The following is a 26,225-nucleotide window of genomic DNA, read 5'->3' on the forward strand; positions in this document are numbered from 1 at the left end:
GCCTCCCCAGCGTAGAAGCGGGCGGTTAGAGGAGGGTTGGAGGTGGGGGCGCCGGACTACCTCGTGCCCAGGGCGTCCGCCGCCTTGCCCAGCTCCCCGAACGCCTGTTCGACCTCCAACTGCGCCACCTTGAGCGACAGCGAGGCGACCGACGCTGCCAGCGGTTCGCGAGCATACAGGCAGGCCGCGTTCACGCCTTCCTGAATGGACAGCAGGGCGCTGCGGGCCTGCGTGACGGCGAGGTACAGGCTGGCGTTCGTGGGTGTGGCGTTGGCCGCGTAGGCGCTGCGCTGCTGGTTGGTCAATTCGTTGCCCCGGTCCAGCAGGGCCTGAACCTTGTTCGGGGTGAACTGACAGGCCTCGGTCCGCCGCGCTCCCGTGACCGCCGGGGCCAGCTCGGTCCTCACCTCGAACACCAGGCTGCTGACCTGGCCGACATACCCGCCCACCGTGGTGGGAGCAACTTGCGTGGCCTGCGCGGAGGCCTGCTGCGCCGTAAGAAGTGTGGCGACCCAGATCAGTCTTTTCATAATGCCCCCAGCGTACAGGCTCGCCCCCTGCGCCGGAGCGAACATCGCGTCCCTACTCCCGACGTACTGTCTTACTCCCTTGCTCCCCCTTGCGGGGGAGGCTGGGACTCGTAGAGGTGCGGAGCAGAGGGGGGTAGCGGGCGAAGCTCGCCCTGTCCCTCTCACGGTCAGCCCCCGCACAGCAAGAAGCGGCCCCCCCTCGGAAGGCCGCCCCTGCACGGACGTTCGGATTGAAAGTGGGAGGCTTATGCCCCGGCGGGTTGCTGGGGCCGCTTGCGCCGCGCCCGCCATTCCTCGATGTACACGACCATCGGGGCCACGATGTAGATCGAGGAGTAGGTGCCGACCAGGATGCCGACGAGCAGGATCAGCGCGAAGTCGCGCAGCACCGGGCCGCCGAGAATCAGCAGGCTGACGAGGGGCAGCATGGTGCACACCGAGGTCATCACCGTGCGCGAGAGCGTCTGGTTGATGGACGTGTTCACGATCTCGCGGTAGCTTGCCCCGCGCATCAGCCGCAGGTTCTCGCGGATGCGGTCGGAGATGATGATGGAGTCGTTGAGCGAGTAGCCGATCAATGTCAGCAGCGCCGCCACCGTCCCCACCGTGAACTCCAGCCCCAGCAGGCTGAAAAGGCCCATTGCGATCGCCACGTCGTGCAGCGCGGCGACCACGCTACCCAGCCCCATGGTGAAGTCGAAGCGGAAGCCCACATACACCAGAATCAGCCCCAGCCCCAGCAGGGCGGCCAGCGCCGTGTTGCGCGTGAGTTCCTGACCCACGGCGGGGCCGACCGTCTCGCGGGCCAGCACCTCGCCCTGCGGCAGTTCCCCGATGGCCGCGCTGAGCTGATCGGCCTCGGCGGCGGTGAGCTCGGGGACCTTCACGGTGTACTGCGACCGCTCGGCCACCGGGACCAACTCGCGCTGAATGGTCGAGTTCTGGGCGTTGACCTCGTCCAGCCCCGCCCCCGTCACGGCCCCGCGCACCTGCTCGGTGGTGACGTCCTGACTCGCCCGCACGGTCAGGGTGGTTCCGGAGGTGAAGTCCACCCCGTAGTTGAGCCCCCTGGTCGCCAGAATCAGCCCGCCGCCCAGCGCCAGCAGCACGCTGAAGGTGGTCACGAAGGGCGCGGCCTTCATGAACTGGATGTTCGTCTTGCCGATGCGGGTGGGCGCCGACATGTTGGGCTTGCGCTGCGCGAGCCACTGCATGAACCACTTGGCGAAGACCAGGTTCGAGAAGGTCGAGATGACCACGCCGATGATCAGGGTGACCGCGAAGCCCTTCACGGCGCCCGTCGAGTAGTTGTAGAGGGCTACCGCCGAGAGAATCTGCGCGGTGTTCACGTCGAGAATGGCGACCGTGGACTGCTCGTACCCGGCGCCGATGGCATTCCGGATGCCCTTGCCCCGGCGCATCTCCTCCTTGATGCGCTCGAACGACACCACGTTGCCGTCGACCGCGCCGCCGATGGTGAGCACCAGCCCGGCGATGCCCGGCAGGGTCAGCGTGACCCCGAAGCCGCCCAGCGCCCCCAGAATCACGACCGCCGAGAACAGCAGACCCAGGGCGCCCACCAGCCCGAACCAGAAGCCGTAGTACACGAACAGCATGGCGAACACCAGCGCGATGCCCACCGCCGAGGCGATGGCGCCGCTGCGAATCGCGTCCGCGCCCAGCGTCGGGCCGATGGCGCGTTCGGCCTCGGTCTTGATGGCGATGGGCAGGGCGCCCGACTGCAGCACCAGCGCGAGCTGACTGGCTTCCTCGGCGTCGAAGTCCCCGGTGATCTGCACGTCGCGGAACAGGGGCTGCTGGATGGTCGCCACCGACTGAATCTGGTCGTCGAGAACTACGGCCATCAGCTTGCCGACGTTCGGGGTGGTGAACTGCCCGAACGTCTTGGCGCCTTCTTCCGTGTTCTGGAAGGTCACGACCCAGCGCCCCGTGGTGGGGTCGGTCGTGGCCTGGGCGCTGTCGATCACCTCACCGGTCGCCAGCACCGGGCCGAGGTCTTCCAGGGTGTAGCCGCCCGTCGCGGGCCTCTGCTGCGCGAGCTGCGGGTCCGGCTGTGCCCCCTGCTCCACGATGCGGAACTCCAGCCGCGCCGTCTGCCCGATGATGTCCCGCGCCCGTTGCTGCACGGCGGGGGTCGCTCCCGGAATCTCGACGACCACGCGCTTGCCCCCCGCGACCGTGACGGTCGGTTCGGCCACGCCCAGCGCGTTGATGCGGTTTTCGATGACGGTCTTGACCCGGTCGAGTTCCTCGCGGGTGGCGTTGGGGTCTTCCGGCGCGAGTTCGATGCGCAGGCCGCCCTTGAGGTCGAGGCCCAGGGTCATGAACTGATAGTCGTCGTCCCAGAGGGTCCAGAGGTTCTTGGTGTGCTCCCAGGGGCGCCAGATGTACAGCAGGCCACCCAGCAGGGTCAGCACCAGCAGCAGCGCGGTCCAGGGATTGGGCTTGCTGGCCGTCGGCGCCGGGCGCCGGGGCGGGGGCCGCCGGTTGTTGCGGTTGGGGTTGGAATAGGTCACGGGAAAGCTCCTGGACGCGATAGGGACGGAGGGGCGAAGGCGGCCACCCTCCCCTCAGCCCCCGTCCGTCTGCCGCCTGCCCAGCAGCGCGAGGCTGGGGGGCTGGGCGGGCGCCGTCCAGACCGCCACCGGACCCGAGCGGCGCCGGGCCTGGGGCGGGGTCCACAGCGGCGCGGGGGGCGTCCCCGCAAGCAGGCCGGGCGACGCCGGGGCCGGGGCGGGCGCGGGCCGCAACTCGGGCAGGGCCGGGGCCACCGGAGCCGCCGCCACGCGCGGGCCAGAGGTGCCCTCCGCCGGGGCCGGGGCCTGCTGGCCCAGCAGCACCGCCAGGACCGAGAGCAGCGTGAGCAGCCCCGGCCACGCCCGCAGCCTCGCCGCCCACCCGGTCAGGGAAGGCAGGCTGGGAGGGGATTCGGGGGACTGGGACATGGCAGGTGGGAAGCGCGGACAGCCCGCGCAGTGCCCCGGAGGATAGCAAAGGCTTGCTCAAGGAATGGGGCGCCGAGGGGACTGGACACGGCCGACTCCGGTGCTGCGGGCAAGAGGACGCGTGGCCCACCGGACCGCCGTCTGCTCCTCTAGCCCCCACTTAACCGTCTCCGGTCACCCTGTTCCCGTCCCGGCGAAGGTCGCCGGGCGAGTTCCCCCCGCAGGAGTGACCCATGCGCAAGCTCAACCGTCAGACCCTCTTCGCCCTCGCCGCCGTGCCGCTCACCGCTGGCCTGGTGCTCGCGGCGAGCGGCACCACGTCCCAGGCCCCCTCGACCCAGGCGCCCTCCACCCAGACCCCCCAGCAGGTGCAGCCCGCCCAGCCGGGGACCAGCCAGACCCAGCCGTCCCAGAACCAGGCCACGGGCACCAACTACGCCGACGTGTTCCTCCAGAAGCTCGCCGCCGCGCTGGGTGTGAGCGTGGAGCGCCTGAAGGCCGCGGCGCTCTCGGCGGGAAGCGCCACCGTGGATCAGGCGGTGGGGGCGGGCGACCTCTCCGCCGAGCAGGCTGCCCGGATCAAGGAGCGGATGCAGAACGACCCGCTGCGCTTCGGCTTCGGCCGGGGCGGATTCGGGCGCGGCGACCACGACCACGACCACGGCGAGCGTGGAGGTGGGCGCGGCTTCGGCCACCACGGCGACCGGGGCGCCTTCGGCTCCGGCGAGAGGGACCAGGGCAGCGCCCCCGCGCCGGACGACACGGGCGCGACCGGCATGGGCACCTGAGCCGGTCGGCCGTCCAGCCCTTGACCACACCGGGAGGGCGCCGATTCGGCCCCTCCTTTCCCGGCCACCGCCCTGCTTGTTTTTCTCGGATTAACCGTTGAGAGTTCTGTTCTGCCGGACTCCGTAGACCCGTCTCTGCCCCATCTGCGGCCCGCCGGGCAGGGCGCATCGGTCACACTGACCCATGACCTCGCCGCCCCTTCCGGCTGCTCCCGCCGCCCTGCCGTCGCCGCGCTGGTCCGCGTGGCGGCGGTTCGTACTGCACGCGGGCACGCTCTACCTCGCGCTGTATTTCCTGATCGGCGGGCAGCCGCTGCTGGGAACGGGCTTCGAGGCGCAGCGGGTCGCGGCGGCGGACGGGCTGCACCGCCTGCTGTTCGGACGCCCCCTGCCGCCCTACACGATGACCGGAAGCGGTGACACGGCCTTCGACTGGACGTTCGCGCTGCTGGTGCTGGGCGTGTCCTTGCTCGGCGGCCTGGTCTGGACGCTGGCGAGTCGGCGTGACCCGTCGCCCGCGTATCTGCGCCGCCTGGGGGACGGGCTGCGGGTGGTGCTGGCCCTCTGGCTCACCGTGTACGGCCTGTCCAAGTTCGGCTTCGGACAGTTCGGGCTGCTGCACCCCGGCCAGCTCCTCACCACCTACGGCGAGTCCAGCCCGATGGGGCTGCTGTGGCGCTTCATGGCGGCCAGCCCCGGCTACCAGTACGTCGCGGGCGTGGCCGAACTGCTGCCCGCCCTGCTGCTGCTGCACCGCCGCACCGTGACCCTGGGGGCGCTGATCGCCGCCGTCACGATGACCAATGTGCTGGCACTGAACCTCTTCTACGACGTGCCCGTCAAGCTGTTCAGCGCCCACCTGCTGCTCGCCGCGCTCGTCCTGCTTGCGCTGGATGGGGGGCGGTTGTGGGCTTTCGTCACGGGCCGCAGCTTCGCCGCCCGGCCCGCCGCCTCGTCCTCCCGCTGGGAAGCCCCGACGGCCTGGGTCGTGACGGCGTTGCTTCTCGGCGGCGCGGTCGCCAGCACCCTGAGTGGGCTTCCCAAGCTTGAGACAGCGCGGCAGGAGGCGGCGCAGCAGGGCGAGCTGCTCCGCACGCGGGGCTTTCACTGGGTCAACGAGCAGCCCTTCAACCGTTGAGGCAATTGATAGAGGGACAAAGACCCCTCACCCAACCCTCTCCCCAGAGGAGAGGGCTTTTTTCCCCTCTACCCAGGGGAGAGGGGCCTCGCGCAGCGAGGGGGTGAGGGGGTTCTTCCCCAGTCACCGCTGAGCGCGACAACAACGGAAAGGAGCGGCCCCCCCACCGGGAAACCGCCCCTCTCTCTATGCTGCTGAGCGCTGGTTTACGCCTGCTCGACTTCCACCATCTCGCTGGCCTCGATGATGTCGCCGATTTCCACGCCGTCCCAGTCGAGGTTGATCCCGCACTCGTAGCCGGTCTGCACCTCGCGCACGTCGTCCTTGAAGCGCTTGAGGCCCACCAGGGTTCCCTCGTAGACGACCTGCTTGCCGCGCGTGACCTTGGCCTTGGCGTTGCGGCGCAGCATCCCGTCGGTCACGTAGGACCCGGCGATGTTGCCGCTCTTGGGGTGCCGGATGACCATGCGGACCTCGGCGCGGCCCAGGTAGCGCTCCTCGAAGACAGGATCGAGGTTGCCCTTGATCAGGCGGTCGACCTCGTCGATCAGTTCGTAGATGATCCGGAAGGACTTGATCTCGACGCCCTTGGACTCGGCCACCTTCTTCACGCCGCCCGAGGGCGTCACGCTGAAGCACAGGATGGTCGCCTCGGCGGTCGAGGCGAGGAGCACGTCGCCCTCGGTGGGCGCCCCGATTCCGGCAAGCATCACGTTGAGCTTGACGTCCTCGCTCTCCTTGCGGGCGAGGATGCCCTGAATCGCCTCGACGCTGCCCTGGGTGTCGGCCCGCAGAATCAGGTTGACGGTGCGCGTCTCCCCGAGTTCGCCCATCATCTCTTCCAGGGTCAGGCGGCGGCGCTCGCGGGCGTTTTCCGCGTCACGGCGGTCGCTGGCCCGCCCCGCGATGACCTCACGGGCGGCGTGCTCGTTCTTCGCGCTCAGGACCGTCTCGCCGCTGGCCGGGGCCTCGGAGAAGCCCAGGATCTGCACGGGGGTGCTGGGTCCGGCCTCCTTGATGCGGCCCCCATTGGAGTCCGTCATCGCCTTGATCTTGCCGTAGCCCTCGCCCACGACCAGGAAGTCCCCGACGTGCAGGGTGCCCTGCTGCACCATCACGGTGGCGAGCACGCCCGCCTGACGGTCCACCCGGCTCTCGATGATCACGCCCGAGAAGGGGGCTTTGGGGTCGGCCCGCAGGTCCTCGAGTTCAGCGGTCAGCGAGATGTACTCCAGCAGGTCCTCGACGCCCTCACCCGTCTTGGCGCTCACCGGCACGACCACGAGGTCACCGCCGTACTCCTCCGGCACGAGGTTGAGCTGGGTGAGGTCGGTCTTGACCCGCTCGGGGTCGGCCTGCGGCAGGTCCACCTTGTTGATCGCCACGATCATCGGGACCTTGGCGGCCTGCGCGTGCGCGATGGCCTCGCGGGTCTGGGGCATCAGCGAGTCGTCGGCGGCGATCACGATGATGGCGATGTCCGCGACGTTCGCCCCGCGTGCCCGGATGGTCGTGAACGCCTCGTGGCCGGGCGTGTCGATAAAGACGATGCGGCCCTTGCTGGTCTGCGCCTCGAACGCACCGACGTGCTGGGTGATGCCGCCCGCTTCCTTGGCCGCGACCTTGGTCTTGCGGATGTAGTCCAGCAGGCTGGTCTTGCCGTGGTCGACGTGGCCCATGATCGTGACCACCGGGGCGCGGTGGGGCACCTCGGGGGCGGCGGGGGCCGCTTCGGGCTCGCGCTCGGCGGTGGCCGTGGCGCTGGGGGCCGGAGCCGCGCTGCCTTGCTTGGCCGCCTCGCTGGCCTCGGCTTGTGCCGTCCGGGGCGTGGTCGCCTCGGCGGGGGCGTCCGGGGTGGGTTCGGCGGTGGACGCCGCGCCGCCCTGGGCTTCTTCCTCCAGAATCTGCTTGATCAGCTCGACGGTGTCCTCCTCGATGGTGCTGCTCACGCTCTTGTACGACACGCCGAGGCCGTCGAGGATCTCCAGCATCTTGTGGTTGTCCACGCCCAGATCCTTGGCGAGGGAATAGATACGAACTTTCGACATGCTCACCTCCGGTGAGGCCTGCGCCGTGGCAGGCAGGGGGTTCAGGTTGTCATGGCTGGTCTTGGGTCGGGGAGGCCGGGGCCGCGTGCAGCGCCGCACTCACCGCCGGGGCGTCTCCCCGGAAGGTCCGGCGCAGCCGCTTCTCGGCCCAGCACCCCGGCGAGTCGGCGCACAGGTAGGCGCCGCGTCCGGTGCGCCCCTTCTGCCCTCCAGGGGCCACCTGCCACCCGCCCGCCGGGTCCCGACTCACGCGCAGCAGCTCGGCCTGGGGCCGCTTGGTGCGGCAGGCCACGCAGGTGCGCTCGGGAACGTGGGCGGTGGGGGAGGGGGCGGTCATCCGGGGGTCACTCCTGGGCGTCGTCCGGGCTGGCGGTCGCCACCGACTTGCTGTCCTTGAACAGCGCGTCGAAGGCCGAAGTGGCGCCCGCACGGCTGCCCGCGCCCGACTGCTCCTCTTGCATCGCCTGCTGCATGGCTGCGTCGAGGTCGGAGATGGCCGCCGTCTCACGCAGGTCGATCTTATGCTGCGTCAGCTTGGCCGCGAGGCGCACGTTCTGGCCGCCCTTGCCGATGGCGAGCGAGAGCTGGTCGGGCATCACGGTGACGGTGGCCTCGTTCTCCTCGATCTCGATGGGGCCGACCTTGGCGGGCGAGAGCGCGTTGCGGATGAACTCGCGGGCGCTCTGGTCCCAGAGGATCACGTCCACCCGCTCGCGGCCGAGTTCGCCGGTCACGGCCTGGATGCGGTTGCCACGGTGGCCGATGCAGGCGCCGATGGGGTCCACGTTGGGGTTGTGCGAGAACACCGCCACCTTGGAGCGTTGCCCCGCCTCCCGCGCGATGGCCTTGATCTCCACGATGCCGTTGGCGACCTCGGGGATTTCCTGGCGCAGCAGGTACTCCAGCAGGTGCTCGTCGGCCCGCGACGCCAGGATGGTCGGCCCCTTGGGGGTCTTGCGGACCTCCTTGAGGTAGATCTTGACGCGGTTGCCGGGGGTGAGCTTCTCGCCGGGAATCTGCTCGCGGGGGGGCAGGATGGCCTCGCCCGCGCCGAGTTCGACAAACCAGTTGCCCTTGTTGTCGCTGCGGACCACCTGCGCGGTGAGCACCTGGCCCTCGCGGTCCTTGTACTCGTTGTAGACCACGTTGCGCTCGGTCTCGCGCATCTTCTGGGTCAGGGTCTGCTTGGCGGCTTGGAGGGCGATGCGCGAGAACTTCTCGCGGTCGACCGGGAACTCCATCTCCATGCCGACCTCGACGCCGGGGTCGAGTTCGAGCGCGTCCGCGAGGCTGATCTGGAGGTTCTCGTCCTCGACCTTTTCCACGACCTCGCGCACGACGAGCACTTCGAGTTCGCCGCTCACGGGGTCGAGGTGCACTTCGACCCGGCGGTCGGGTTCCACGTTGCGGACGTAGGCCTGCGCGAGCGACTGCTCGAAGGCCTCGATGAGTTGCATCTCGTTGATGTTGCGTTGCTGCGCGACTTCACGCAGCGCGTCGGCGAAATTGAATTCGGGCTGGGTCATCCCAAGTCCTCCTCTTGATTGTTAACGGTGCCGGTCGGGGAACTCGGCGAGGTTGCCCTGAAAGCTCCCCACCGTGAGCGTCACGTCCTCGCCCGAGACGTCGAAGGTGACCTGCTCGCCCTCGACGCCCTTGATGGGGGCGGTAAAGGAGTGCTCGCCGTTTCGCACGCGGGCCTTGAGGCCCACCATGCGCTCGAAGTGCCGGGCGCGGGTCAGCGGCCGCTTGGCCCCCGGCGACTCGAGTTCGAGGCGGTACTCGCCCGAGATGGGGTCGGCGCGGTCGAATTCGGCCCCGACGGCCCGGCTGGCCTGCTCCAGATTCTCGACCGTGACCGGCTGCTCGTCGAGGCGGTCCATGCGGATCACCACGATGGGCCGCCGCCCCGGATTTTGCACCTGCACGTCCAGCACCTCGTACCCCAGTGGGCGCAGGACGCCGTCCGCGAGGCGGTGGAGCTGGTCTGAATTGTTGTTCACGCTACTATTCATATTGTAGGCCCCTCTGTGCCGGGGCCGGTCACCACCCCCTCCACGAAAAAAGGTGGGTGCAGAACCCACCTCGCTTTCGAGGATTTCTGAGGCCCAGTATACCGCAAGTGTGCCGGGGGGCCTGAGCGGGGTCACAAAGGGAGTCAGTTCGCCGGAGTATCGCTCCCCAGCCGCACCGTCACGTCCGCCCCGGCTACCCCCGGCTCGGCGGTGACCTGCCCGAAGCCCACGTCGCGCTGCACGGCGGCAGCCCCCTCGCCACTGAGGGTGGTGGGACCTTCCCCGCGTGGACCGTTGGCGATGGTCACGTCGGCGTAGCCCAGCCCGCGCAGCCGCGCCTGCATCCGGGCGGCGCTGCCGTCGGGAGCGCCCACGTTGAGCACCGCCACCGAGAGCGAGCGCGGGTCGTTCGGGTCGCGGAAGTGCTCGCGCACGAGGTCGGCCAGCGCCGCCCGGTCCGCGATCCAGGTGCCGCCCGCCCCGTAGTCGCCGGGAACCGTGTGGCTCTGCACGCGGGGGCCGCGCAGCGCTGCCCCCAACAGCGCCCCCACCTCGCCGCGCGACAGGTCCGAGCGGGTGTGCTCGTTCAGGGCGCCGACCATACGCGGCAGCCGCCACCAGTTCAGTGGGCTACGGGTCTGGGCGATCAGCGCCGTGAGAAAAGCCTGCTGCCGCGCCACCCGCCCGATGTCCCCGAGGTTGTCCTTGCGGAAGCGCAGGAAGCCTTCGGCCTGCTCGCCGCTGAGGCGTTGGCGCCCCGGATACAGGTTGATGTGGAGCTTTCCGGCATTGTCGTCATACTTCATGCGTTGCGGCACGTCCACCGTGACGCCGCCCGCCGCGTCGGTCAGCGCCCGCACCGCTCCCAGCGAGAGCAGCACGTGCGCGTCCACCCGCACCCCGGTCAGCTCCTGCACGGTCGCCGCGAGCACCTCCGGCCCGCCGTGGCGGTTGGCGGCGTTGATCTTGCTCAGGCCCCAGCCGGGCACGTTCACCCAGGTGTCGCGCGGAATGCTCAGCAGGTCGGTCTGCCCGTCCGGGTGCACCTGCGCGAGCACGATGGTGTCGGTGCGCCCCAGGAAGTCCTCGGGCTTGGGGGGATACGGCCACACCCCCGCCGAGTCGTCGTATTCCACGTCCACCCCGGCGAGCAGGATGTTCAGCGGACCGTCGGCGGCGCGGGGCAGGGCGCCGTAGCGGGACAGGGCGGGCGCGGCGGGGGCCGCGAGGGCGACGAGGCCCGCCAGCACGACGAGCAGGGAGAGGAGGGTGCGGCGCACGCGGCGAGTGTAGCGGGAGCAAGGATGAGGCACAATCGCGGCTGCATTCGGCAGGGATTAGTTTGGCTGTGCCCTGTGCTGGCGCCGTCCACCGAGTCCCACCACCATCTGACGGCGACCTGAAGCCGTTGTCAGAACAAAACTGGTCATCCTGAAAGGTTTTGTAGGCGAGATCAAGGGACGCCAGGCTCAAGCTTCAAACGACAGATTCTTCCGCTCTGGCATGCCAGGCCAGCTCCTCCGGCTCACAAACGGCGGGTACGACGGATTCCGGTCCGGCAGTTCCCCTCCGCTGGGTGCTGGCCGAAGCCACGCGACCTGGAGCAGCTTTACTCGCTCCCCACCCCTGCGCTCAGCCAGCCGGGCAGCTCGGCGGGGGGGGACTGGGACCAGAAAAAGGCGAACTCGCGGGCGTAGCCCTGGGCAGCGGCGGGCGCGGTGGTGGCGAGGGTGTACTCGTTCAGGCCGCGCGGCGCCCACGAGGAGTAGTGCAGGTTCTGGCTGCCCACCGTGAGCATCTGCCCGTCGACCAGCATGGTCTTGGCGTGGAGGGCGCCGGGGTACCAGCGGGCCTCGAAGCGCTCCGAGAGGCCCCGTGCGGCGAGTTCGCCCCGCAGCACCGCCAGCCCGATGTGGTTTTCCAGGCCCAGAAAACCCTCCTCGCGGACGATGGCCCGGATGGTCACGCCGCGTTCGGCGGCCCGGACGAGCGCCCGCATCCACGGCAGGGCGTCCGCCCCGAAGGTGCACAGGCGCGGGTTGAGCAGCGCGAGGGTGCAGCGCAGGGTCATGCTGAAGTTGACGTGCATCAGGTCGATGCGGTCGCGGGAGGCGTCCAGCAGGCTGATCAGCGCCGCGTCGGCCATCTGGAAGCCCTCGCGGCGGTACAGGCCGAACACGCGCTCGCCCCCCGCGCGTTGCAGGGGGAAGCTGGCCGTGCCCTGCGGGTGTTCGGGCACGGCCAGCTCGCCCGCCTGGCAGGCGCTGCGGACAGTCTGCGCCGTGACCCCAGGGGCGCAGTTCAGCACCCGGCTGCGTGCCCACAGGTCGTCAAAGACCGTGACACCGTCGCGGGCGACCGGCCCCCGCACCCGCAGGCCGAGGTCGCGCATGTCGCCGCCGTGCCCGCCCGCCCTGCGCGAGGGCAGGTGTACCGGGGCCGCGTTGAAACCCATCGCCGTGAGGTCGGTGCCGTCCGTCACCAGCAGCTTGGCGTGGCTGTGGGGAAAGGTGCCCGTGAAGTTGGCCACCTCCACCCGCCAGCCCCGCTCCGGGTCGGCCAGGGGAACGCCCGCCGCCAGCAGGTCGCGCAGCGCCGCGTACACCTGCAGCCCCCAGGTCAGGTTGGCGACGGCCGGATAGTTGCCCAGCGCGACGCGCACCGTCACGCCGTCCGGGTAGGCGGCGGGGTTCGCCTGCACCTGCCGGTAGAGCCGCGCCACACCTCCGGCCAGCACCGCGCCCGGCCCGCGTCCAGGGTCGTCCTCCCACTCCATCACGGCGTACAGCACCTCGCGCCTGGCCCCCGCGATCTGGTCGGCCAGGCCGTCAAATCCTCCATGCGGCGTGGGGGGCTGGCCGCTGAAGGCCGGGAGGGGACCGGGCGTATGCAGAAAGCCCAGGAAGGCGTTGCCGCAGGAGAGGTCGGGCCGCCCGTCCCGCGTGGTCACGCGCCAGAGGGCGACCTCCAGCGGGTCCGTCGGCGGGGCGCAGTCCACCCCGGCGGTTCTGGGCACGGCGAGGGGGGTGGGGGCGGCGGGGCGCGACTGCACGAAGCTCACGGCCTGCTGGGTCACGCCCCACCCGCCCAGCAGTGTCAGGCCCAGCGCGGCCAGCGTCAGCTTGACCTGCTCCCCCCCCGCCCCGTCGCGCTCCGGATGGGCCGCCGCCGCGTCGATGCTGAACGCCACCGTCAGGTCGCCCACCACCTGCAGGGTGACCAGGAAGGCGGCCAGCAGGCCCAGCAGGGCCCAGCCCCCGCCCGCCAGCAGGTTGGGCACGCCCGCCCAGCCGATCACCGCCCCCCCCAGCAGCCCGACCGCGCCAAAGCCCAGCAGGCCGCCCAGCGCGGGCCGCCAAGCGAGCCCCGCCCGCACCGTGAGCAGGCCCAGCACCCCGCCGGAGATCAGTCCGTACAGGGCGCAGGCCAGCGCGACCGGCAGGGCCAGGTGGGCGCCGCCCAGTGCGTCTTCGAGCAGCCCCTCCTGGGAGACGCTCGCCAGACCCAGCACCGTGCCCAGGGGCACGAGCAGCAGGCCCGCCGTCGCCCCCGAAGCCACGCCCGCCCGCAGCCGCGCCTGCCCCCGCGACAGCCCCAGCCTTCCCAGCGGGAGTGCCCGCGCCGAGAGCGCTCCTGTCAGCCCGAAAGCCAGCGTCACGCTCAGCAGCGCCCCCAGCCCGCCTACCAGCGCCCGCACCAGCGGCTGCCCCGGCGGCACCAGCGCGAGCACCACGCTCAGCACCCCGCGGGCCAGCAGCGCCCCCAGCGCCAGGCCCGCCAGCGTGGCCAGGGCCAGCCGCCCGACTTGAAAGGAAGTGGGCGGACGGGGCAGCAGGCGCATGGGAATTCAGGATAGGGGAGAGGCCGCGCCCTACCGCCGCGCCTCCACCCCCAGCCGCGCCGCCCCCAGTCCGCCGTAGCCCACCTCGTCGGCGGGGGGATGGGTCAGTCCGGCCCGCGCGTCGCGCAGCAGGCGCTCGAGCCCCAGCGTGGGCAGCAGCGCCGCCCCGCCCGCCGTCCGCACCGCGAGGTCGCCAGCGGCCACGGCCGCGTTCGTCGCGTGGACCTTGGCCGCGCCCAGGAGGGGCACCGCTTCCGGCCCCGGCGCGGCGTCCCAGGCCCGCGCCGCTTCCGTGAGCAGGGCGCGCGAGGCCGTCAGCTCCGCCGCCATCCGGCCCACCGTCTCCTGCACGCGGGGCAGGGTGGCGATGGGTGCCCCCAGCGCGGTCGGCACCCGTTCCCGTGCATAGGCCGTCAGCGTCTCCAGCGCCGCGAAACCCACCCCCAGGTAGGTCGCGGCAAGGGCTGTCCAGAACCACGCGCTGCTCGCGGGGTGGGTCGGGGTCGGCGGGGCCACGTGCTCGGCGGCCACCCACACTCCGTCAAAAGTCACGTCATGGCTCCCACTTCCGCGCAGGGCGAGCGCCCCCACCCAGGTCGGCTCCACGGCCACGCCGGGAGCGTCCATCGGCACCAACAACCGGGCGACCTCCCCGGCGGGGGTGGCCGCGCTCACGACCGCCAGCCCCAGCCCCCGCGCTCCGGTGGCCCAGGTCTTGCGCCCGGTGACCCGCCAGCCGTCCCCGTCCGGCACCGCCGCCGTGCGCGGCAGGCCCCCCCGAGACGGGCTGCCCAGTTCCGGCTCACTCGCCAGCGCGTTCACCAGCCGCCCCTCTACGCTCGCCCCCGCCAGCGCCGTCAGCATCGGTTCGGGCAGGGTTCGCCCCTGAAAGGCCGCTCCCACCACATGCGTGTGCATCGCCAGCACCAGCGCGAGCGCGGCGCCCGCCTCGCCCAGCCGCCGCTGCGCCTCGGCGTACTGCTCCAGGGTGGCCCCCAGCCCCCCGGCCTCACGCGGCAGGGTCAGCCGGGTGTAGCCGCTTGCCCGCAGCGCCGCCCCCGCCTCCGGGGTCACGTCCCCGGCCGCCTCGCAGGCGTCGGCGTGAGCACGGATGGCCGCCTCTGCCCGCGCGGTGACGGCTTCGAGGTCGGCGGGAAGGGCAGTGGTGGGCAACATGGCCCGCAGGGTAGGGCATCGCCGTTTCCCAGATGCCCCCTCGTCAGTTCGTGCAAAACAGAATACAATGGTTGAACTATGCCCCAATCCCCCCGCGACGCGGCCCGCGCCGACATCCTGTCCCGCTTCCTGCCGAGCGTGGACCGCGACGTGAGCGGTCTGGCGGCGGCCCACTGCGAGGAACGTCGCCTGACCGCTCCCGGCGGCTTTCCCGCCACCACCCTCTGTCTGGGCAGTCACGTGGCCGTGACCCGGCTGATCTGGGAAACCTTCGCGCCTGGCTGGGACGACGTGGTGTACGTCTACGACGGCACGCGCGGCGAGCAGACCCGCTACCTGGGGGCCAAACTGCACCTCACGGTCGCTCTGGCGGTGTCCGGGGACGAGCCCACGCCGGGCGTGCAGGCCGCGCTGGAGGCGGCGCGGCGGGCACTGTCCGAGTTGTGGCGGGTGTGGGCGGGCTACCAGGCGACCACGACCGACGCCCTCTCGCTGGCCGTGACCGAGTTCGAGGACGTGCGCTAGCCCCGCGTCCTCGCCGCGCTACCCTGGGGCACTCCAATTTCCGAGGTGCCTCCCATGTCCCAGCCCATCCTCCCCAACACCTTCCGTGCCCTGCGGGCCGTCAAGGACGACGCGGGCGTCCGCGCCGAGTTCCAGACCCTCACCCCCGACGACCTGCCCCCCGGCGATACGGTGGTCCGGGTCACCCACTCCAGCCTCAACTACAAGGATGGGCTGGCGGTGGCTGGTCGCCCCGGCGTCCTGAAGGCCTATCCCATGACCCCCGGCATCGACCTGGCGGGCGAGGTCGTCTCCGACGAGACGGGCACCTACGTCCCCGGTCAGGGCGTGCTTCTGACCGGCTGGGGAATCGGTGAACGGCAGGACGGCGGCTACGCCGAATACGCCCGCGTCCGCTCCGAGTGGCTGGTGCCGCTGCCCCCCGGCACGGACGCCCACTGGGCCATGAGCGTGGGCACGGCGGGCTTCACGGCGATGCTGGCGGTGATGGCGCTGGAGGAGCATGGGGTCACCCCCGACCGGGGCGAGGTGCTTGTCACGGGGGCGGCGGGGGGCGTGGGCAGCACGGCAGTCACGCTCCTCGCGGCGGCGGGCTTCACGGTGACGGCCAGCACCGGGCGCGTGCAGGAGGAGGGCTATCTGCGCTCGCTGGGTGCGGCGAACGTCATCGGCCGTGACGAGGTGCCCGCGCTGAAGCGCCCCCTGGAAAAGGAACGTTGGGCCGGGGTCGTGGACTCGGTGGGCGGCGAGACGCTCGCGGGGGCCATCGCGGCCACGCGGACCCACGGGGCGGTCGCGGCCTGCGGGCTGGCGGGGGGCAGCGGCCTGTCCACGACCGTCTTCCCCTTCATTCTGCGCGGGGTGGCCCTCCTGGGCATCGACTCGGTGACCTGCCCCATGCCGAGGCGCCAGGCGGCCTGGGAGCGGCTGGCCCGTGACCTCCCCGCCGCCAGACTCGCGGACGTGACCCAGGTGCGGTCCCTCTCGGACGTCCCCGCCCTGGCCGAGCGGATTCTGGCCGGGCAGGTGCGCGGGCGAACGGTGATTGCGGTCACCCAGCAGAAGATCGGATGAGGTGGGGTGCGACGTGCCTCTCTGTGTCCGCCGGGATGTACTAGGCTGGGGTCCATGAGACAACTCGGTGCGCTGGCGGCCCTCTCCCTTCTGCTCGCCTCCTGCGGGAGCGGCCCCGAGCGCGTGCCGGACAACGCACCCCCCGAAACCACGGTCTCGGGCCGCATCCAGACCTGGCAGAGCGGCAGCACAGGAACGGTGACCCTGGCTGGGACAGTGCCCCTGGTGCCGCTGGCGAGTGCCCCGGTGGATACAACGGGCAAGTTCGCCCTCACGGTGCCCACCGGGGCGCTCGTGGACGCCCAGACCCGCTCCATCCCCGAGACGCTGGAACAGGGCCTCTCCGACCTGAACTGCACGTCTGACGGGCTGACGGTGGGCGATCCGGCGGCCCGTGGGCTCCTGTTCTTCACCCTGCGGGCCGAGGGGGGCGGGGCGGGGGCGCGGGAGGTGGTGGCCGCGAGCGTGACCAAGGGACTGATCTCCCGGACCATCGACGCCCGCGCGTGGCTGTACGTGGACCGGGCGACCACCCTGGGGGGTAAGGTGAATTGCCGCCTCGAGGGCTTTGACGTGCCTGTCACGCTGGACGTGAGCGCTGTCACAGGCTGGAACATGCTGAGTCTCTCCGTGACGGCCGGGGTGGGCTTCGGCGGCTTCGGCGTGACGGGCAAGGTAAGCCGCACACTGACCGACCTGAACACCTGGCTTACCCTCGACGAAGTGGGGCAGGCCCTGAGGTAAGAACCCCCGCGCCCACGGGTCCGGCGCGGCCAGTCCGCTGGATGCCCGGCGAGCTCCCTCCTCCCGCGCTGCGCCGCTCGCTGCGGAACAGGACGCGGGCGGCAAGTCTGGGCGCGGCGTGCGGATATGGCAGGGGCGAGCCCGGGGGGACGGTCCTGGTTCATGCTCTACCCTCTCCCCATGCCCGACTTTCCCGCGCCCACCGTGGGCCGTTTCGCCCCCAGCCCCACGGGCGCGATGCACCTGGGCAACGCGCGGACAGCCCTGCTCGCGTGGCTGCACTCGCGGGCGCTGGGCGGGCGGCACCTGCTGAGGTTCGAGGACCTCGACACCGGGCGGGTGCGGCCCTGGGCCTTCGGCGTGACCCGGCGCGACCTGGAGTGGCTGGGCCTGGACTGGGACGCCGAATACGTGCAGTCGCAGCGGCTGGACGTGTATGCCGACGCCCTGGCCCGGCTCACGGCGGCGGGGGAGACGTATCCCTGCACCTGCACCCGCCGCGAGATCGCTCAGGCCATTCAGGAGAGCGCGGGAGCGCCGCACGGCACGGAGCCGGTCTATCCGGGCCTCTGCCGCACGCATCCCCCCGATCCGGGTCGCCCCGCCGCCCGGCGCTGGCGTGTTCCCGACCAGACGGTGTGCGTGCGAGACGCCTTCACCGGGGAAACGCTGTGCCAGCACCTTCCCACCGAGGTGGGCGACTTCGTGCTGCGGCGCAATGACGGCGTGTATGCCTATCACCTCGCCGTGGTGGTGGACGACGCGGCGACCGGCGTGACGGACGTGGTGCGCGGGCTGGACCTGTGGACGGCGACGCCCCGGCAGGTCGCCTTGCAGAGGGCGCTGGGCTTCCTCACGCCCAGATACCTCCACGTCCCGCTGATGACCGACTTCCGGGGCGAGCGCCTCGCCAAGCGGGGTGGAGCGCCCCCGGTGCAGGCCCTGCGCGAGGAGGGAGAGGAGGCCGGACGGGTCCTCGCCACGCTGGCCCGTTCGCTGGGCTGGGAGGTGCCAGAGACGGTGACGGCGCGGGAACTCCTCCCCCTCTGGCGGCGAACTCTGGAGGAGGCTGGATGGTCGCTTTCCTCACAAAGTTAGACCGGTTGTCTAAGTTTCCCGAACTGTCGTGGGTCGGAGCGGACTACCCTGGGCATCATGTCCATGTTTCTCCCGGCCTACCCGCAGCCTGACGCGCGGGGCCGCTTCGGGCGCTTCGGCGGGCGGTACGTCCCCGAGACGCTGATTCCGGCCCTGGACGAACTGGAGGAGGCCTACCTCGACGCCAAGCGGGACCCCGAGTTCCTGAACGAGCTGGAGCGGCTGCTGCGCGAGTTCGTGGGCCGCCCCAGTCCGCTGTACCTCGCCCAGCGCCTGACCGAGCACGCGGGCGGCGCGAAGATTTACCTCAAGCGCGAGGACCTCAACCACACGGGCGCCCACAAGATCAACAACTGCCTCGCGCAGGCCCTCCTCGCCGTGCGGATGGGCAAGCGGCGGGTCATCGCGGAGACGGGCGCCGGGCAGCACGGGGTCGCCTCCGCCACCGCCGCCGCGCTGCTGGGCCTGGAGTGCATCGTGTATATGGGCGCGGAGGACATCCGCCGCCAGGCCCTGAACGTCTTCCGGATGAAGTTGCTGGGCGCCGAGGTCCGCGAGGTCACCTCCGGCACTGCCACCCTCAAGGACGCCACCAACGAGGCGATCCGCGACTGGGTGACGAACGTGCGCGACACCTTCTACATCCTGGGCAGCGTGGTGGGGCCGCACCCGTACCCGGCGATGGTGCGCGACTTTCAGGCCGTGATCGGGGAGGAGGTCAAGGTGCAGTTGGAAGCGGTCGAGGGCCGCCCCGCTCCCGACGCCGTCGTCGCCTGCGTGGGCGGCGGGTCCAACGCCATCGGCATCTTCGCCCCTTATGCCTATCTGCCGGAAGAGGAGCGCCCCCGCCTGATCGGCACCGAGGCCGCCGGGGAGGGCGTGGAGAGCGGCAAGCACGCCGCTTCCGTCGCGGGGGGGCGCATCGGCGTGCTGCACGGTTCGATGATGTACCTCCTCAACGACGACGAGGGCCAGATCGTCGCGGCCCACTCGGTCAGCGCGGGGCTGGATTACCCCGGCATCGGGCCGGAGCACTGCCATTACTCGGAAACCGGGGTGGCCGAATACGTCCCCGTCACCGACGCGCAGGCGCTCGAAGCCCTGCAACTCCTCACCCGGCTGGAGGGCATCATCCCCGCGCTGGAAAGTGCCCACGCGATCTATCACGCGGTGCAGCTTGCCCCCGAGCTGGGACCGGACGGGATCATCGTGGTCAACCTCTCCGGGCGCGGCGACAAGGACGTGGCCGAGGTGATGCGCCTGCTGGAACAGGAGCGGGACGCGGGCCTGCTGGACAGGGACCCCGAGCAACTCATCGCGGAGGTGCTGGCATGACCGCCACGTTGACGAGGGGCGCCGAGCGCCTCCACGCCGCCTTTGCTGGCGCGAAGGCCGAGAACCGCGCCGCCTTTATCCCCTTCATGACGGGCGGATTTCCCAGCGCCGCCGGGTTCCCGGCGGTGGCCGACGCGCTGCTCGCGCACGCGGACATCCTCGAAGTCGGAATTCCCTACTCCGATCCCCTGGGGGACGGCCCCACCATCCAGCGGGCCTCCGAGCAGGCGCTCGCGGGCGGCACGAGCACCCGGCGCACGCTGGCGCTCATCCGTGACCTGCGGGCGCGGCACGGCACGCCCATCGTCGTGATGACCTACGTGAACCCCATCTACGCGGTCGGCCCGCGCGAGTTCATGCGGCTCGCGCAGGAGGCGGGGGTGGACGGCCTGATTCTCCCCGACCTCCCGCCCGATCAGGACCTCGAAATCGCGGACCTCGCTGCCGAGCACGGGCTGGCGGTCACTTTCCTGATTGCGCCGACGAGCACGCCCGAGCGGGTGAAGCTGGTGGCGGAGGCGTGCACGGGCTTCCTGTACGCGGTGTCCGTTACCGGGGTCACCGGGACGCGGGAGGGGTCGGCGCTGTCTGAGGTGCCCGCAATGCTGGTCCTGGCCCGGCAGCACGCACGGGTGCCCGTCGCGGTGGGCTTCGGCGTCAAGGACGCGGCGACCGCCCGGCAGGTCGCCTCAGTCGCGGACGGGGTGGTGGTGGGCAGCGCTTTCATCCATGCGGTGCGGGACGGGCAGGACGTGGGGGCGCTCGCGGCCGAGATCGCGGCGGGGTGCGGGCGGTAGTCCCGATATTCCTGGCTGCGCCCCCCCGGCACCGTGCCAGGGGGGGCGCACTTTTTGCCGCCCATGTCGGTTTTTTGTCAGACAGCAGCGAGAGGGGGTCGTTACCCTGGGGACGATGCGTCTGGCCCCCCTCCTCCTTCTGCCCCAGCTTCCGGTGTGGATCTTGCTGGCGGTGGCGGGCGTGCAGCTCTCGGCGGCGGTGGATGCCCGCACGCAGGCCACGGCGGAAGCGGCACACTCGCGCGAGCAACTGTCCCGGATGGAGGCGGCGCTGCGGCTGACGCTCGACCTCGAAACGGGGGTGCGCGGGTACGTGATCACCGGGCAATCCGCGTTCCTGACCCCCTACCGGGAGGCGACCGCTGTCCTGCCGGGGGTGCTGGCGACCCTGCGCGAGGGGACCGCCGCGCAGCCCACCCCCGACCGCCCGGCGCAGCTCGCCCGCCTCAGCCGCATCGAGACGTTGCTGGAACGTTGGCAGGCCAGGGTGGGCCGCCCCGAGATCGCGGTACGCGGGCGCTCGGCGCAGGAAGCGGCCGCACTCGTGGCGCGGGGCACGGGCAAGCGCCTGATTGACGCGGTGCGGGCCGAGGCCGCCGCGTTTACCCGCACCGAGGGCACCCGGCTGCGCGAACAGGAGGCGGCGGCGCTGGCCCGATTGCAGGACCTGCGGCGCACCCTGCTGGAATACGGGACCGCGGTGATCGCCCTGTCGGTCCTCAGCGGGCTGCTCGCATCGGCGCTGATCTCGCGCAGCTACCGCCGGGTCAGCCTCGCGGCCGAGCGCCTCGCGCGGGGCGAGGGCGGCGTGCGCCTCTCCGACCGGGGACCGCAGGAAGTCCGCTCGCTCTCGGCGGCCTTCAACCGCATGAGTGAACAGCTCGGAGCCGCGCAGCAGGAGGCGCAGGGCCGCGCCGCTGACCTCGCTGCCCAGAACGCGCGGATGGGGGCGCTGGGCGACCTCAGCGACTGGCTGCAAGCGGCGCGGGGCCTGGAGGAAGGCGGGCAGATCCTGGCCCGCGCCCTGCCCACGCTGCTGCCCGGCACGCGCGGCTCGCTCGCCACCCACAACGCCTCGCGCAACCTGCTCGTGCCGCTGCTGACCTGGGGGGAGGAGGTGGCCTCCGGCGGCGCCCCCGACGGCTGCTGGGCGCTGCGCCGGGGCGAGACCCGCTGGCCGCAGGACTCGGGGTTCGCGCCCGCGTGTCTGGCCGGGCCAGGGGGCGGCGGGTACGTCTGCGTCCCCCTCTTCTCGCACGGGGAGACGCTGGGCATCCTGCGGGTGCGTCCCGAGGCCGACGGGCATCCCCTCCCCGCCGACCTGCGGGAGACGCTGCCCGCCGTGGCGCGGCAGGTGGCCCTCGCCCTCGCCGGATTGCGACTTCAGGAGCGGCTGCACCAGCAGGCCATCCGTGATCCCCTCACCGGGCTGTTCAACCGCCGTCACCTCGAAGACGCACTCGCCTCGGCTGGGGCACACGCCGCCGCCACGGATGAGCCGCTCTCGCTGATCGCCCTGGACGTGGACCATTTCAAGCGCTTCAACGACACCTTCGGGCACGAGGCGGGAGACGCCGTGCTCGTGCGGGTCGGGGCCGCCCTGCGCGACCTCGCCCCCCCCAGCGCGGTGCCCGCCCGGCCCGGCGGGGAGGAGTTCACCCTGCTGCTGCCGGGGCTGGACACGGGGGCGGCAGCGGCCCTCGCCGAGCGCCTGCGCGAGACGGTCGCGGGCTGGAGTCTCAGCCACGCGGGGATGGCGCTGGGGCAAGTCACCGTATCGCTGGGGGTGGCGTCCCTGAGGGTCCACGCGCCTGCCCCGGAGGGCTTGCCCCGCGCGGCGGACGAGGCCCTCTACGCCGCGAAGGCCGGGGGGCGCAACCGGGTCATGGTGGCCCGTGGGCTGGAGGTCAGCCCGCTCGGGGTATTCGCGCACTGAAGGCGACTTGTACGGTTGCCGTCCAATCCGTGCCCAAGCTGGGAGAGCGCTGACAGGGAAACTCCTCTCCCGGAAACGGTCGTGTTGCTGCCGGCTCTGCTGGGCCGCCTCGCAAGTCTGCTCGGGTTGCACAGAGGTGTTCCTGCTGGGCCGGAATCCGTAATACGGGCCAAAAAGCCTGCCCCAGAGGCGACCCAAGGCAGGCCGCAGGGACAGAGGGTCATCCCAGCGCCTGCATGTTGATCGAGCGTGCCAGCCCTGTCAGTTTCAGGTCGGTCGCCTTTTCCTCGTCCTCGGTGGTCTGGAGGAGCGCGGCGTCCTGGGTGCGGCCCAGCAGCTCGGCGTAGGTCCGCAGGGTGCCGTAGGCGGCGATCTCGTAGTGCTCGGCCCGCTGGGCGGCGGCGATCAGTCCCGCGTCGCGCACGGCGGGGTCGGCCTTTTTCTCCACCATTTCCCGCGCCTCCGCGACGAGGCCCTGCATGGCCTTGCAGGTCACGCCGCCGGGCTGCGCTCCCAGGCCCCCCAGAATCTGCTCCAGTCGCCCGATCTGCTCGCGGGTCTGTCCGGCGTGCAGCTCGAAGCCCTCTTTCAGCTCCGGCGTACCCGCCGCCTGCGCCATCTCGTCCAGCGCTTCCAGAAGCTGATGCTCGGCCGAGTACACGTCCTGAAGCTGCTCGGTGTAGAGGTCTTGCAGGTCGGTCATCTTCATGCTCAGGCTCTGTCCGGTCATGGGGCCATCTTCGCCCCGGCCCCGGCGAGGGGTGTGGGCCGGGCGTGAAGTCCCGCTACACTCCCCCTCATGTCTTGGATCAAGCACCTCCAGGTCGGCGAGGCCGACGTGTATTCCCTCACCGACGGGCAGTTCCGTCTCGACGGCGGCGCGATGTTCGGCAGCGTGCCCAGGGTGCTGTGGGAGCGCGTCTCGCCTGCCGACGAGCTGAACCGCATCCGGCTGCGGATCAATCCGCTGCTGATCCGCCTCGGCGGCGAGAACATCCTCGTGGAGACGGGCTTCTGGGACCAGGGCGGCGAGAAGTTCGAGGCGATGTACGGCCTCGACCGCGACGAGACGGTCTTCCGGGGCCTCTCGGAAGTCGGCCTGACCCCGGATGACATCGGCCTCGTGATCAACACCCACCTCCACTTCGACCATGCCGGGCGCAACGTGACCCCGGCGGGCGAGCCGACCTTCCCGAACGCCCGCTACGTGGTGCAGCGGCAGGAACTCCACGACGCGACCCACACCCACGAACGCAGCCGCGCGAGCTACGTGGCCGAGTACATCGAGCCGCTGCGGGATGCCGGGCTGTACGAGGCCGTCGACGGCGAGCACGAGCTGCGGCCCGGCCTGGGCGTGCTGCCGCTGCCGGGGCACAACCTCGGGCAGCAGGGGGTGGTGCTGCGTTCGGGCGGGGAGACGCTGGTGTACACGGCGGACCTCGTGCCTACGCTGGCGCATGTGCCGCTGCCCTACATCATGGGCTATGACCTCTACCCGGTGACCACGCTGGAGACGCGCAAGAGGTATTACGGCGAGTGGTTCGAGTCCGGAGCGATTCTCTGCACCCCGCATGACCCCGGCGTGGCCTTCGCCCGGCTGGAGGAGGGGAAGAAGGGGGGCTTCGTGGGGGTAGCTCTGAACGGGTAAACCCCCTCCGGGCTGGAGGGGGCAGGGAGGGGTGAGGGGGTCAGCGCAGGATGGAGAGGAAGCTCTGCCGGTTGCCGTCCACGTAGTCGGCAGTCAGAAAGGCGAGGCCGCCGCCGTTCAGGGGCACGCCCGCCGGAACCTCCCCGAGCTGCACGCGGGTGGCCGTGCCGGTGCGGGCGTCGATGCGGAAGATGCTGGTGTAGTCGGCACCCCACAGCACGTCGGGGTTCTGGCGGTCGAAGCCGAACAGCCGCTCGACCCGCAGGTCGTTGAAGGTGGTGACGCTGCCGTCGGCGTTCAGGCGCTTGACCGAGCCGTACTGGGTCAGCCACACGCTTCCCGCGTCACTGACCGCCACGCTGCCGCCCTGCTCGGACACGTCGGCCCCCAGCGGCCTCACGGTGCCCGCCTGGGTGTCGATCCGCAGTGCGGCGGTGGAGTAGGCGGGCAGGTAGACCAGGGTCTTGCCGTCGCCGCTCGCCACGAGGCGGCCCTGCTGACCGTAGTTAGCCTTGTCGTCCACCACGACGACCTCGCCCGCCCCGGTCCCGGTGCCGGGCGTCCAGCGGACCAGCGCGGTGCGGGTGCCGCCGGTGGGCTCGGAAACGCGCTGCACGAACCACACCCGGCCCTGGGCGTCGGCCACGCCACCAAAAAGCCCGGTCGGCCGGGGCAGCAGGGTGACCTCGCCCGCCGCTGTGATGCGGGCCACCCGCTCGTCCGTACCTGCGGCCAGCACGTCCCCGCCGGGCAGCGCGGTCAGGCTCCCGACCCCAAAGGGCACCGTCGCCCTGGCCCCGGCCTGAAGGCCCACGTAGCGGGTCAGGTCGGTCACGTAGGCCGAGGTCGCGGAGTCGAAGCGGCCCCCGCTCACCAGCCAGACGCCGTCGCCCGAGGGGACGAGCTGGCTCGCCGAGCCGACGGCCACGCGGGCCGGGCGCACCGTGAGCTGCACGGTGTTCGGTCCCTGGGGGGGGCCGCCCTGCGGCGAGGACACCCGCACGGTGGCCGTCGCAGGGGCAGCGTCCGCAGCGACCGTCAGCGGGATGGTCACGGTGGTGGTCGTTCCCGGCGTGACCTGCACGGTCACGGGCTGAGCGCTCACGCCCGCGGGGAGGTCGCTGACCGTCACGGTAGTGGAGCCGCTGAAGCCTTCCACGCTGGCGAGGTTCACCTTCAGCCCGGCGGTGGTGCCGGGGTACACGTACAGCCCACCCATGTGCTCGCTCGCCACGGTTACGCTCACGCTGGGAGCGATGACCCGCAGGCTGGGCAGGGTGCCGCCGCCGACCTCGCGCCCGCCCTGCTTGACGACGACGTTGAACACGCCGCTGTACGCCGGGGCGTTCGCGGCCGCCGTGAAGGTCAGGCGGGTAACCACCGCCTGCGCGGCGAGGCGGGCCACAGCCGCGCGGCTCTGGGTGCCCTGGGCACCGAGGGGGGACAGGTTGAGGGTCGACGGGGTGACCGTTACCCCGGGAACGTTGGTTTCCAGGGTGACGGTGCCGCTGATGCCCCCCATCTGCTCCAGCACCGCCTCACGGGTCACGGACGCTCCGGCCCGGAGGCTGATCTCGGAGAGGTCGTCGAAGTAGATATTCAGCCGCTCGTCGGCCCGGTTGAAGGCCAGGGTGACGCGGGCGCCGGGGGCCACGTTGCGGACGCGCAGGGTCTGCTGCTGGGGGCCGACCGGCTTGACTTCAATCGCGTTCCATCCCGCCCTCAGGGTGAGGTCGAGGTCGAGCTCAACGGACCCGCAGTCGGCGGTGCCCCTGAAGGTGGCCGCCTGCGCCGCGTAGATCCGCTGAACCGGGCGGCCGTCGGTCGTCTCCTCGCTGACCGTGCCCAGGAAGTCCCCGGAGCGGCTAAACACGCCGAGTTCGGGAAACTCGACCCCGACGTCGGCCACGCTGCGGCTGCCGGTGAACACGCACTCTCCCAGCAGGGGAGCGACTTCCGGCGGCCTGGGAAGCGCTCCGTTGACCGCGCCCGCCGCCGTCACGGTGGCCGGGGTCAGGTCCAGCACGGTATCGCTCTCGGAGAAGTAGGCCGCCACCTCACCCGCCCCGAGGGTCCAACCGCTCAGGGTGCCCTGAAGACGGGCCGGGTCCAGCGCCATGCCAGGCTGAGCAGCGGCGCGGTAGGTCAGCGTGACGGTCTCGTTGCCGTCCAGCGTGACCGTCTGTGCCGCCGGGGTTACATAGCCGTTCGCCGCCCCGCCCTCCACCCGGAAGACTTCGCCCGCCTTCAGGGTCAGCGTCTTGCTGCCCGCCACCGGGCCGCTGAAGGCTTCGGCTTTGGTGGTGTCGTTGAGGACGGTCACGGGGGCTTGCGGCACGCCCTCGACCTTGAGGGTGAGGGTATAGGTGGTGGGGGAGGGGTCCGGCCGCTCCTTACCGGGGCCGGGGCAGGCGGTCAGGAGCACGGTCAGGCCCAGGAGGGCCGAGGTGAGGGGAAGGGTCTTCATAAACACTCAGGATTCTAAGGAAGAGGGGCCGTCTCTGCCTGACGTTTTGCTGACGCCCCCCAGGTTCATGAAGCCCCCCGCCCCCTCTGGCCCGGCATG

The 26,225-nt window shown here is 71.3% G+C and carries 22 protein-coding genes; 10 read left to right on the forward strand and 12 right to left on the reverse strand.

Going from position 1 to position 26,225, the window contains the following annotated elements:
• Nucleotides 1-56 precede the first annotated feature (56 nt).
• From F8S09_RS02325 to F8S09_RS02335, 3 genes are all read right to left on the reverse strand, one after another.
• On the reverse strand, nucleotides 57-530 hold the full coding sequence (locus F8S09_RS02325) for a hypothetical protein (protein ID WP_152868578.1): 474 nt from the start codon (nucleotides 528-530) through the stop codon (nucleotides 57-59).
• A 245-nt stretch (nucleotides 531-775) separates the two neighbouring features.
• Nucleotides 776-3,067 (reverse strand): protein translocase subunit SecD, encoded by a 2,292-nt coding sequence (gene secD, locus F8S09_RS02330; RefSeq protein ID WP_322618452.1) that lies wholly within the window; start codon nucleotides 3,065-3,067, stop codon nucleotides 776-778.
• Nucleotides 3,068-3,121: 54 nt separating this feature from the next.
• Nucleotides 3,122-3,496 carry a hypothetical protein gene (locus F8S09_RS02335; protein WP_227978433.1) on the reverse strand — a complete coding sequence of 125 codons (375 nt, stop codon included), beginning with the start codon at nucleotides 3,494-3,496 and terminating at the stop codon, nucleotides 3,122-3,124.
• A 233-nt stretch (nucleotides 3,497-3,729) separates the two neighbouring features.
• Between F8S09_RS02335 and F8S09_RS02340 the strand changes: the two genes are divergently transcribed.
• Nucleotides 3,730-4,284, forward strand: a complete 555-nt coding sequence (locus tag F8S09_RS02340) for a hypothetical protein (protein WP_152868580.1) — start codon at nucleotides 3,730-3,732, stop codon at nucleotides 4,282-4,284.
• 184 nt (nucleotides 4,285-4,468) lie between these two features.
• Entirely contained in the window at nucleotides 4,469-5,422 is a 954-nt protein-coding gene (locus F8S09_RS02345) for a hypothetical protein (RefSeq protein ID WP_152868582.1), read from the forward strand.
• Between the two features lie 206 nt (nucleotides 5,423-5,628).
• Here the strand turns inward: F8S09_RS02345 and infB are convergent, their stop codons facing one another.
• The 7 genes from infB to F8S09_RS02380 form a co-directional block, all read right to left on the reverse strand.
• Nucleotides 5,629-7,470 carry a translation initiation factor IF-2 gene (gene infB, locus F8S09_RS02350; protein WP_152868584.1) on the reverse strand — a complete coding sequence of 614 codons (1,842 nt, stop codon included), beginning with the start codon at nucleotides 7,468-7,470 and terminating at the stop codon, nucleotides 5,629-5,631.
• 49 nt (nucleotides 7,471-7,519) lie between these two features.
• Complete coding sequence (locus F8S09_RS02355; RefSeq protein WP_152868586.1) at nucleotides 7,520-7,807, reverse strand: YlxR family protein; 288 nt, start codon at nucleotides 7,805-7,807, stop codon at nucleotides 7,520-7,522.
• Nucleotides 7,808-7,814: 7 nt separating this feature from the next.
• On the reverse strand, nucleotides 7,815-8,996 hold the full coding sequence (nusA, locus tag F8S09_RS02360) for a transcription termination factor NusA (RefSeq protein ID WP_152868588.1): 1,182 nt from the start codon (nucleotides 8,994-8,996) through the stop codon (nucleotides 7,815-7,817).
• A 21-nt stretch (nucleotides 8,997-9,017) separates the two neighbouring features.
• Entirely contained in the window at nucleotides 9,018-9,485 is a 468-nt protein-coding gene (gene rimP, locus F8S09_RS02365; protein ID WP_152868590.1) for a ribosome maturation factor RimP, read from the reverse strand.
• 143 nt (nucleotides 9,486-9,628) lie between these two features.
• Nucleotides 9,629-10,765 carry an LCP family protein gene (locus tag F8S09_RS02370; protein ID WP_322618453.1) on the reverse strand — a complete coding sequence of 379 codons (1,137 nt, stop codon included), beginning with the start codon at nucleotides 10,763-10,765 and terminating at the stop codon, nucleotides 9,629-9,631.
• 329 nt (nucleotides 10,766-11,094) lie between these two features.
• The gene (locus F8S09_RS02375) at nucleotides 11,095-13,326 is read right to left on the reverse strand and encodes a phospholipase D-like domain-containing protein (protein ID WP_152868594.1); all 2,232 of its coding nucleotides are present in this window, start codon (nucleotides 13,324-13,326) and stop codon (nucleotides 11,095-11,097) included.
• 30 nt (nucleotides 13,327-13,356) lie between these two features.
• Nucleotides 13,357-14,502, reverse strand: a complete 1,146-nt coding sequence (locus F8S09_RS02380; RefSeq protein ID WP_152868596.1) for an acyl-CoA dehydrogenase family protein — start codon at nucleotides 14,500-14,502, stop codon at nucleotides 13,357-13,359.
• 78 nt (nucleotides 14,503-14,580) lie between these two features.
• Here F8S09_RS02380 and F8S09_RS02385 point away from each other — a divergent pair, with 78 nt between their 5' ends.
• The 7 genes from F8S09_RS02385 (at nucleotide 14,581) to F8S09_RS02415 (ending at nucleotide 22,011) form a co-directional block, all read left to right on the forward strand.
• Entirely contained in the window at nucleotides 14,581-15,027 is a 447-nt protein-coding gene (locus tag F8S09_RS02385; RefSeq protein WP_152868598.1) for a hypothetical protein, read from the forward strand.
• Nucleotides 15,028-15,081: 54 nt separating this feature from the next.
• The gene (locus F8S09_RS02390; RefSeq protein WP_152868600.1) at nucleotides 15,082-16,101 is read left to right on the forward strand and encodes an MDR family oxidoreductase; all 1,020 of its coding nucleotides are present in this window, start codon (nucleotides 15,082-15,084) and stop codon (nucleotides 16,099-16,101) included.
• Nucleotides 16,102-16,155: 54 nt separating this feature from the next.
• A complete protein-coding gene (locus tag F8S09_RS02395) occupies nucleotides 16,156-16,845 on the forward strand; it encodes a hypothetical protein (protein ID WP_152868602.1) in 690 nt (229 codons plus the stop codon).
• A 180-nt stretch (nucleotides 16,846-17,025) separates the two neighbouring features.
• On the forward strand, nucleotides 17,026-17,943 hold the full coding sequence (gene gluQRS, locus F8S09_RS02400) for a tRNA glutamyl-Q(34) synthetase GluQRS (protein WP_152868604.1): 918 nt from the start codon (nucleotides 17,026-17,028) through the stop codon (nucleotides 17,941-17,943).
• 57 nt (nucleotides 17,944-18,000) lie between these two features.
• Nucleotides 18,001-19,278, forward strand: coding sequence for a tryptophan synthase subunit beta (gene trpB, locus F8S09_RS02405; RefSeq protein ID WP_152868607.1), 1,278 nt, complete (start codon nucleotides 18,001-18,003; stop codon nucleotides 19,276-19,278).
• Entirely contained in the window at nucleotides 19,275-20,075 is an 801-nt protein-coding gene (trpA, locus tag F8S09_RS02410; RefSeq protein ID WP_152868609.1) for a tryptophan synthase subunit alpha, read from the forward strand. The genes trpB and trpA overlap by 4 nt, the downstream gene beginning before the upstream one ends.
• A gap of 115 nt (nucleotides 20,076-20,190) precedes the next feature.
• Nucleotides 20,191-22,011: a sensor domain-containing diguanylate cyclase gene (locus F8S09_RS02415; protein ID WP_194165188.1), complete on the forward strand. Its 1,821-nt coding sequence runs from the start codon at nucleotides 20,191-20,193 to the stop codon at nucleotides 22,009-22,011.
• A 220-nt stretch (nucleotides 22,012-22,231) separates the two neighbouring features.
• Here F8S09_RS02415 and F8S09_RS02420 read toward each other — a convergent pair whose 3' ends face one another.
• Complete coding sequence (locus F8S09_RS02420) at nucleotides 22,232-22,741, reverse strand: YciE/YciF ferroxidase family protein (RefSeq protein WP_152868613.1); 510 nt, start codon at nucleotides 22,739-22,741, stop codon at nucleotides 22,232-22,234.
• A gap of 69 nt (nucleotides 22,742-22,810) precedes the next feature.
• Between F8S09_RS02420 and F8S09_RS02425 the strand changes: the two genes are divergently transcribed.
• Nucleotides 22,811-23,659, forward strand: coding sequence for an MBL fold metallo-hydrolase (locus F8S09_RS02425; protein ID WP_152868615.1), 849 nt, complete (start codon nucleotides 22,811-22,813; stop codon nucleotides 23,657-23,659).
• Nucleotides 23,660-23,699: 40 nt separating this feature from the next.
• On the opposite strand, the gene F8S09_RS02430 is transcribed toward F8S09_RS02425, so the two are convergent.
• Entirely contained in the window at nucleotides 23,700-26,126 is a 2,427-nt protein-coding gene (locus F8S09_RS02430; protein ID WP_152868617.1) for an SMP-30/gluconolactonase/LRE family protein, read from the reverse strand.
• Between the last annotated feature and the right edge of the window lie 99 nt (nucleotides 26,127-26,225).

The sequence above is a fragment of the Deinococcus terrestris genome (genome assembly GCF_009377345.1).
Classification (GTDB): Bacteria; Deinococcota; Deinococci; order Deinococcales; family Deinococcaceae; genus Deinococcus; species Deinococcus terrestris.

Excerpts from the sequence above, each read along its gene's own strand:
- F8S09_RS02380 (WP_152868596.1), bottom strand. The coding sequence starts at position 14,502 with ATGTTGCCCACCACTGCCCTTCCCGCCGACCTCGAAGCCGTCACCGCG.
- F8S09_RS02415 (WP_194165188.1), top strand. The coding sequence starts at position 20,191 with ATGCGTCTGGCCCCCCTCCTCCTTCTGCCCCAGCTTCCGGTGTGGATC.
- F8S09_RS02340 (WP_152868580.1), top strand. The coding sequence starts at position 3,730 with ATGCGCAAGCTCAACCGTCAGACCCTCTTCGCCCTCGCCGCCGTGCCG.
- F8S09_RS02420 (WP_152868613.1), bottom strand. The coding sequence starts at position 22,741 with ATGACCGGACAGAGCCTGAGCATGAAGATGACCGACCTGCAAGACCTC.
- F8S09_RS02385 (WP_152868598.1), top strand. The coding sequence starts at position 14,581 with ATGCCCCAATCCCCCCGCGACGCGGCCCGCGCCGACATCCTGTCCCGC.
- F8S09_RS02425 (WP_152868615.1), top strand. The coding sequence starts at position 22,811 with ATGTCTTGGATCAAGCACCTCCAGGTCGGCGAGGCCGACGTGTATTCC.
- rimP (WP_152868590.1), bottom strand. The coding sequence starts at position 9,485 with ATGAATAGTAGCGTGAACAACAATTCAGACCAGCTCCACCGCCTCGCG.
- F8S09_RS02430 (WP_152868617.1), bottom strand. The coding sequence starts at position 26,126 with ATGAAGACCCTTCCCCTCACCTCGGCCCTCCTGGGCCTGACCGTGCTC.
- gluQRS (WP_152868604.1), top strand. The coding sequence starts at position 17,026 with ATGCCCGACTTTCCCGCGCCCACCGTGGGCCGTTTCGCCCCCAGCCCC.
- trpA (WP_152868609.1), top strand. The coding sequence starts at position 19,275 with ATGACCGCCACGTTGACGAGGGGCGCCGAGCGCCTCCACGCCGCCTTT.
- F8S09_RS02345 (WP_152868582.1), top strand. The coding sequence starts at position 4,469 with ATGACCTCGCCGCCCCTTCCGGCTGCTCCCGCCGCCCTGCCGTCGCCG.
- F8S09_RS02395 (WP_152868602.1), top strand. The coding sequence starts at position 16,156 with ATGAGACAACTCGGTGCGCTGGCGGCCCTCTCCCTTCTGCTCGCCTCC.
- nusA (WP_152868588.1), bottom strand. The coding sequence starts at position 8,996 with ATGACCCAGCCCGAATTCAATTTCGCCGACGCGCTGCGTGAAGTCGCG.
- F8S09_RS02390 (WP_152868600.1), top strand. The coding sequence starts at position 15,082 with ATGTCCCAGCCCATCCTCCCCAACACCTTCCGTGCCCTGCGGGCCGTC.
- infB (WP_152868584.1), bottom strand. The coding sequence starts at position 7,470 with ATGTCGAAAGTTCGTATCTATTCCCTCGCCAAGGATCTGGGCGTGGAC.
- F8S09_RS02355 (WP_152868586.1), bottom strand. The coding sequence starts at position 7,807 with ATGACCGCCCCCTCCCCCACCGCCCACGTTCCCGAGCGCACCTGCGTG.
- F8S09_RS02375 (WP_152868594.1), bottom strand. The coding sequence starts at position 13,326 with ATGCGCCTGCTGCCCCGTCCGCCCACTTCCTTTCAAGTCGGGCGGCTG.
- F8S09_RS02335 (WP_227978433.1), bottom strand. The coding sequence starts at position 3,496 with ATGTCCCAGTCCCCCGAATCCCCTCCCAGCCTGCCTTCCCTGACCGGG.
- F8S09_RS02325 (WP_152868578.1), bottom strand. The coding sequence starts at position 530 with ATGAAAAGACTGATCTGGGTCGCCACACTTCTTACGGCGCAGCAGGCC.
- trpB (WP_152868607.1), top strand. The coding sequence starts at position 18,001 with ATGTCCATGTTTCTCCCGGCCTACCCGCAGCCTGACGCGCGGGGCCGC.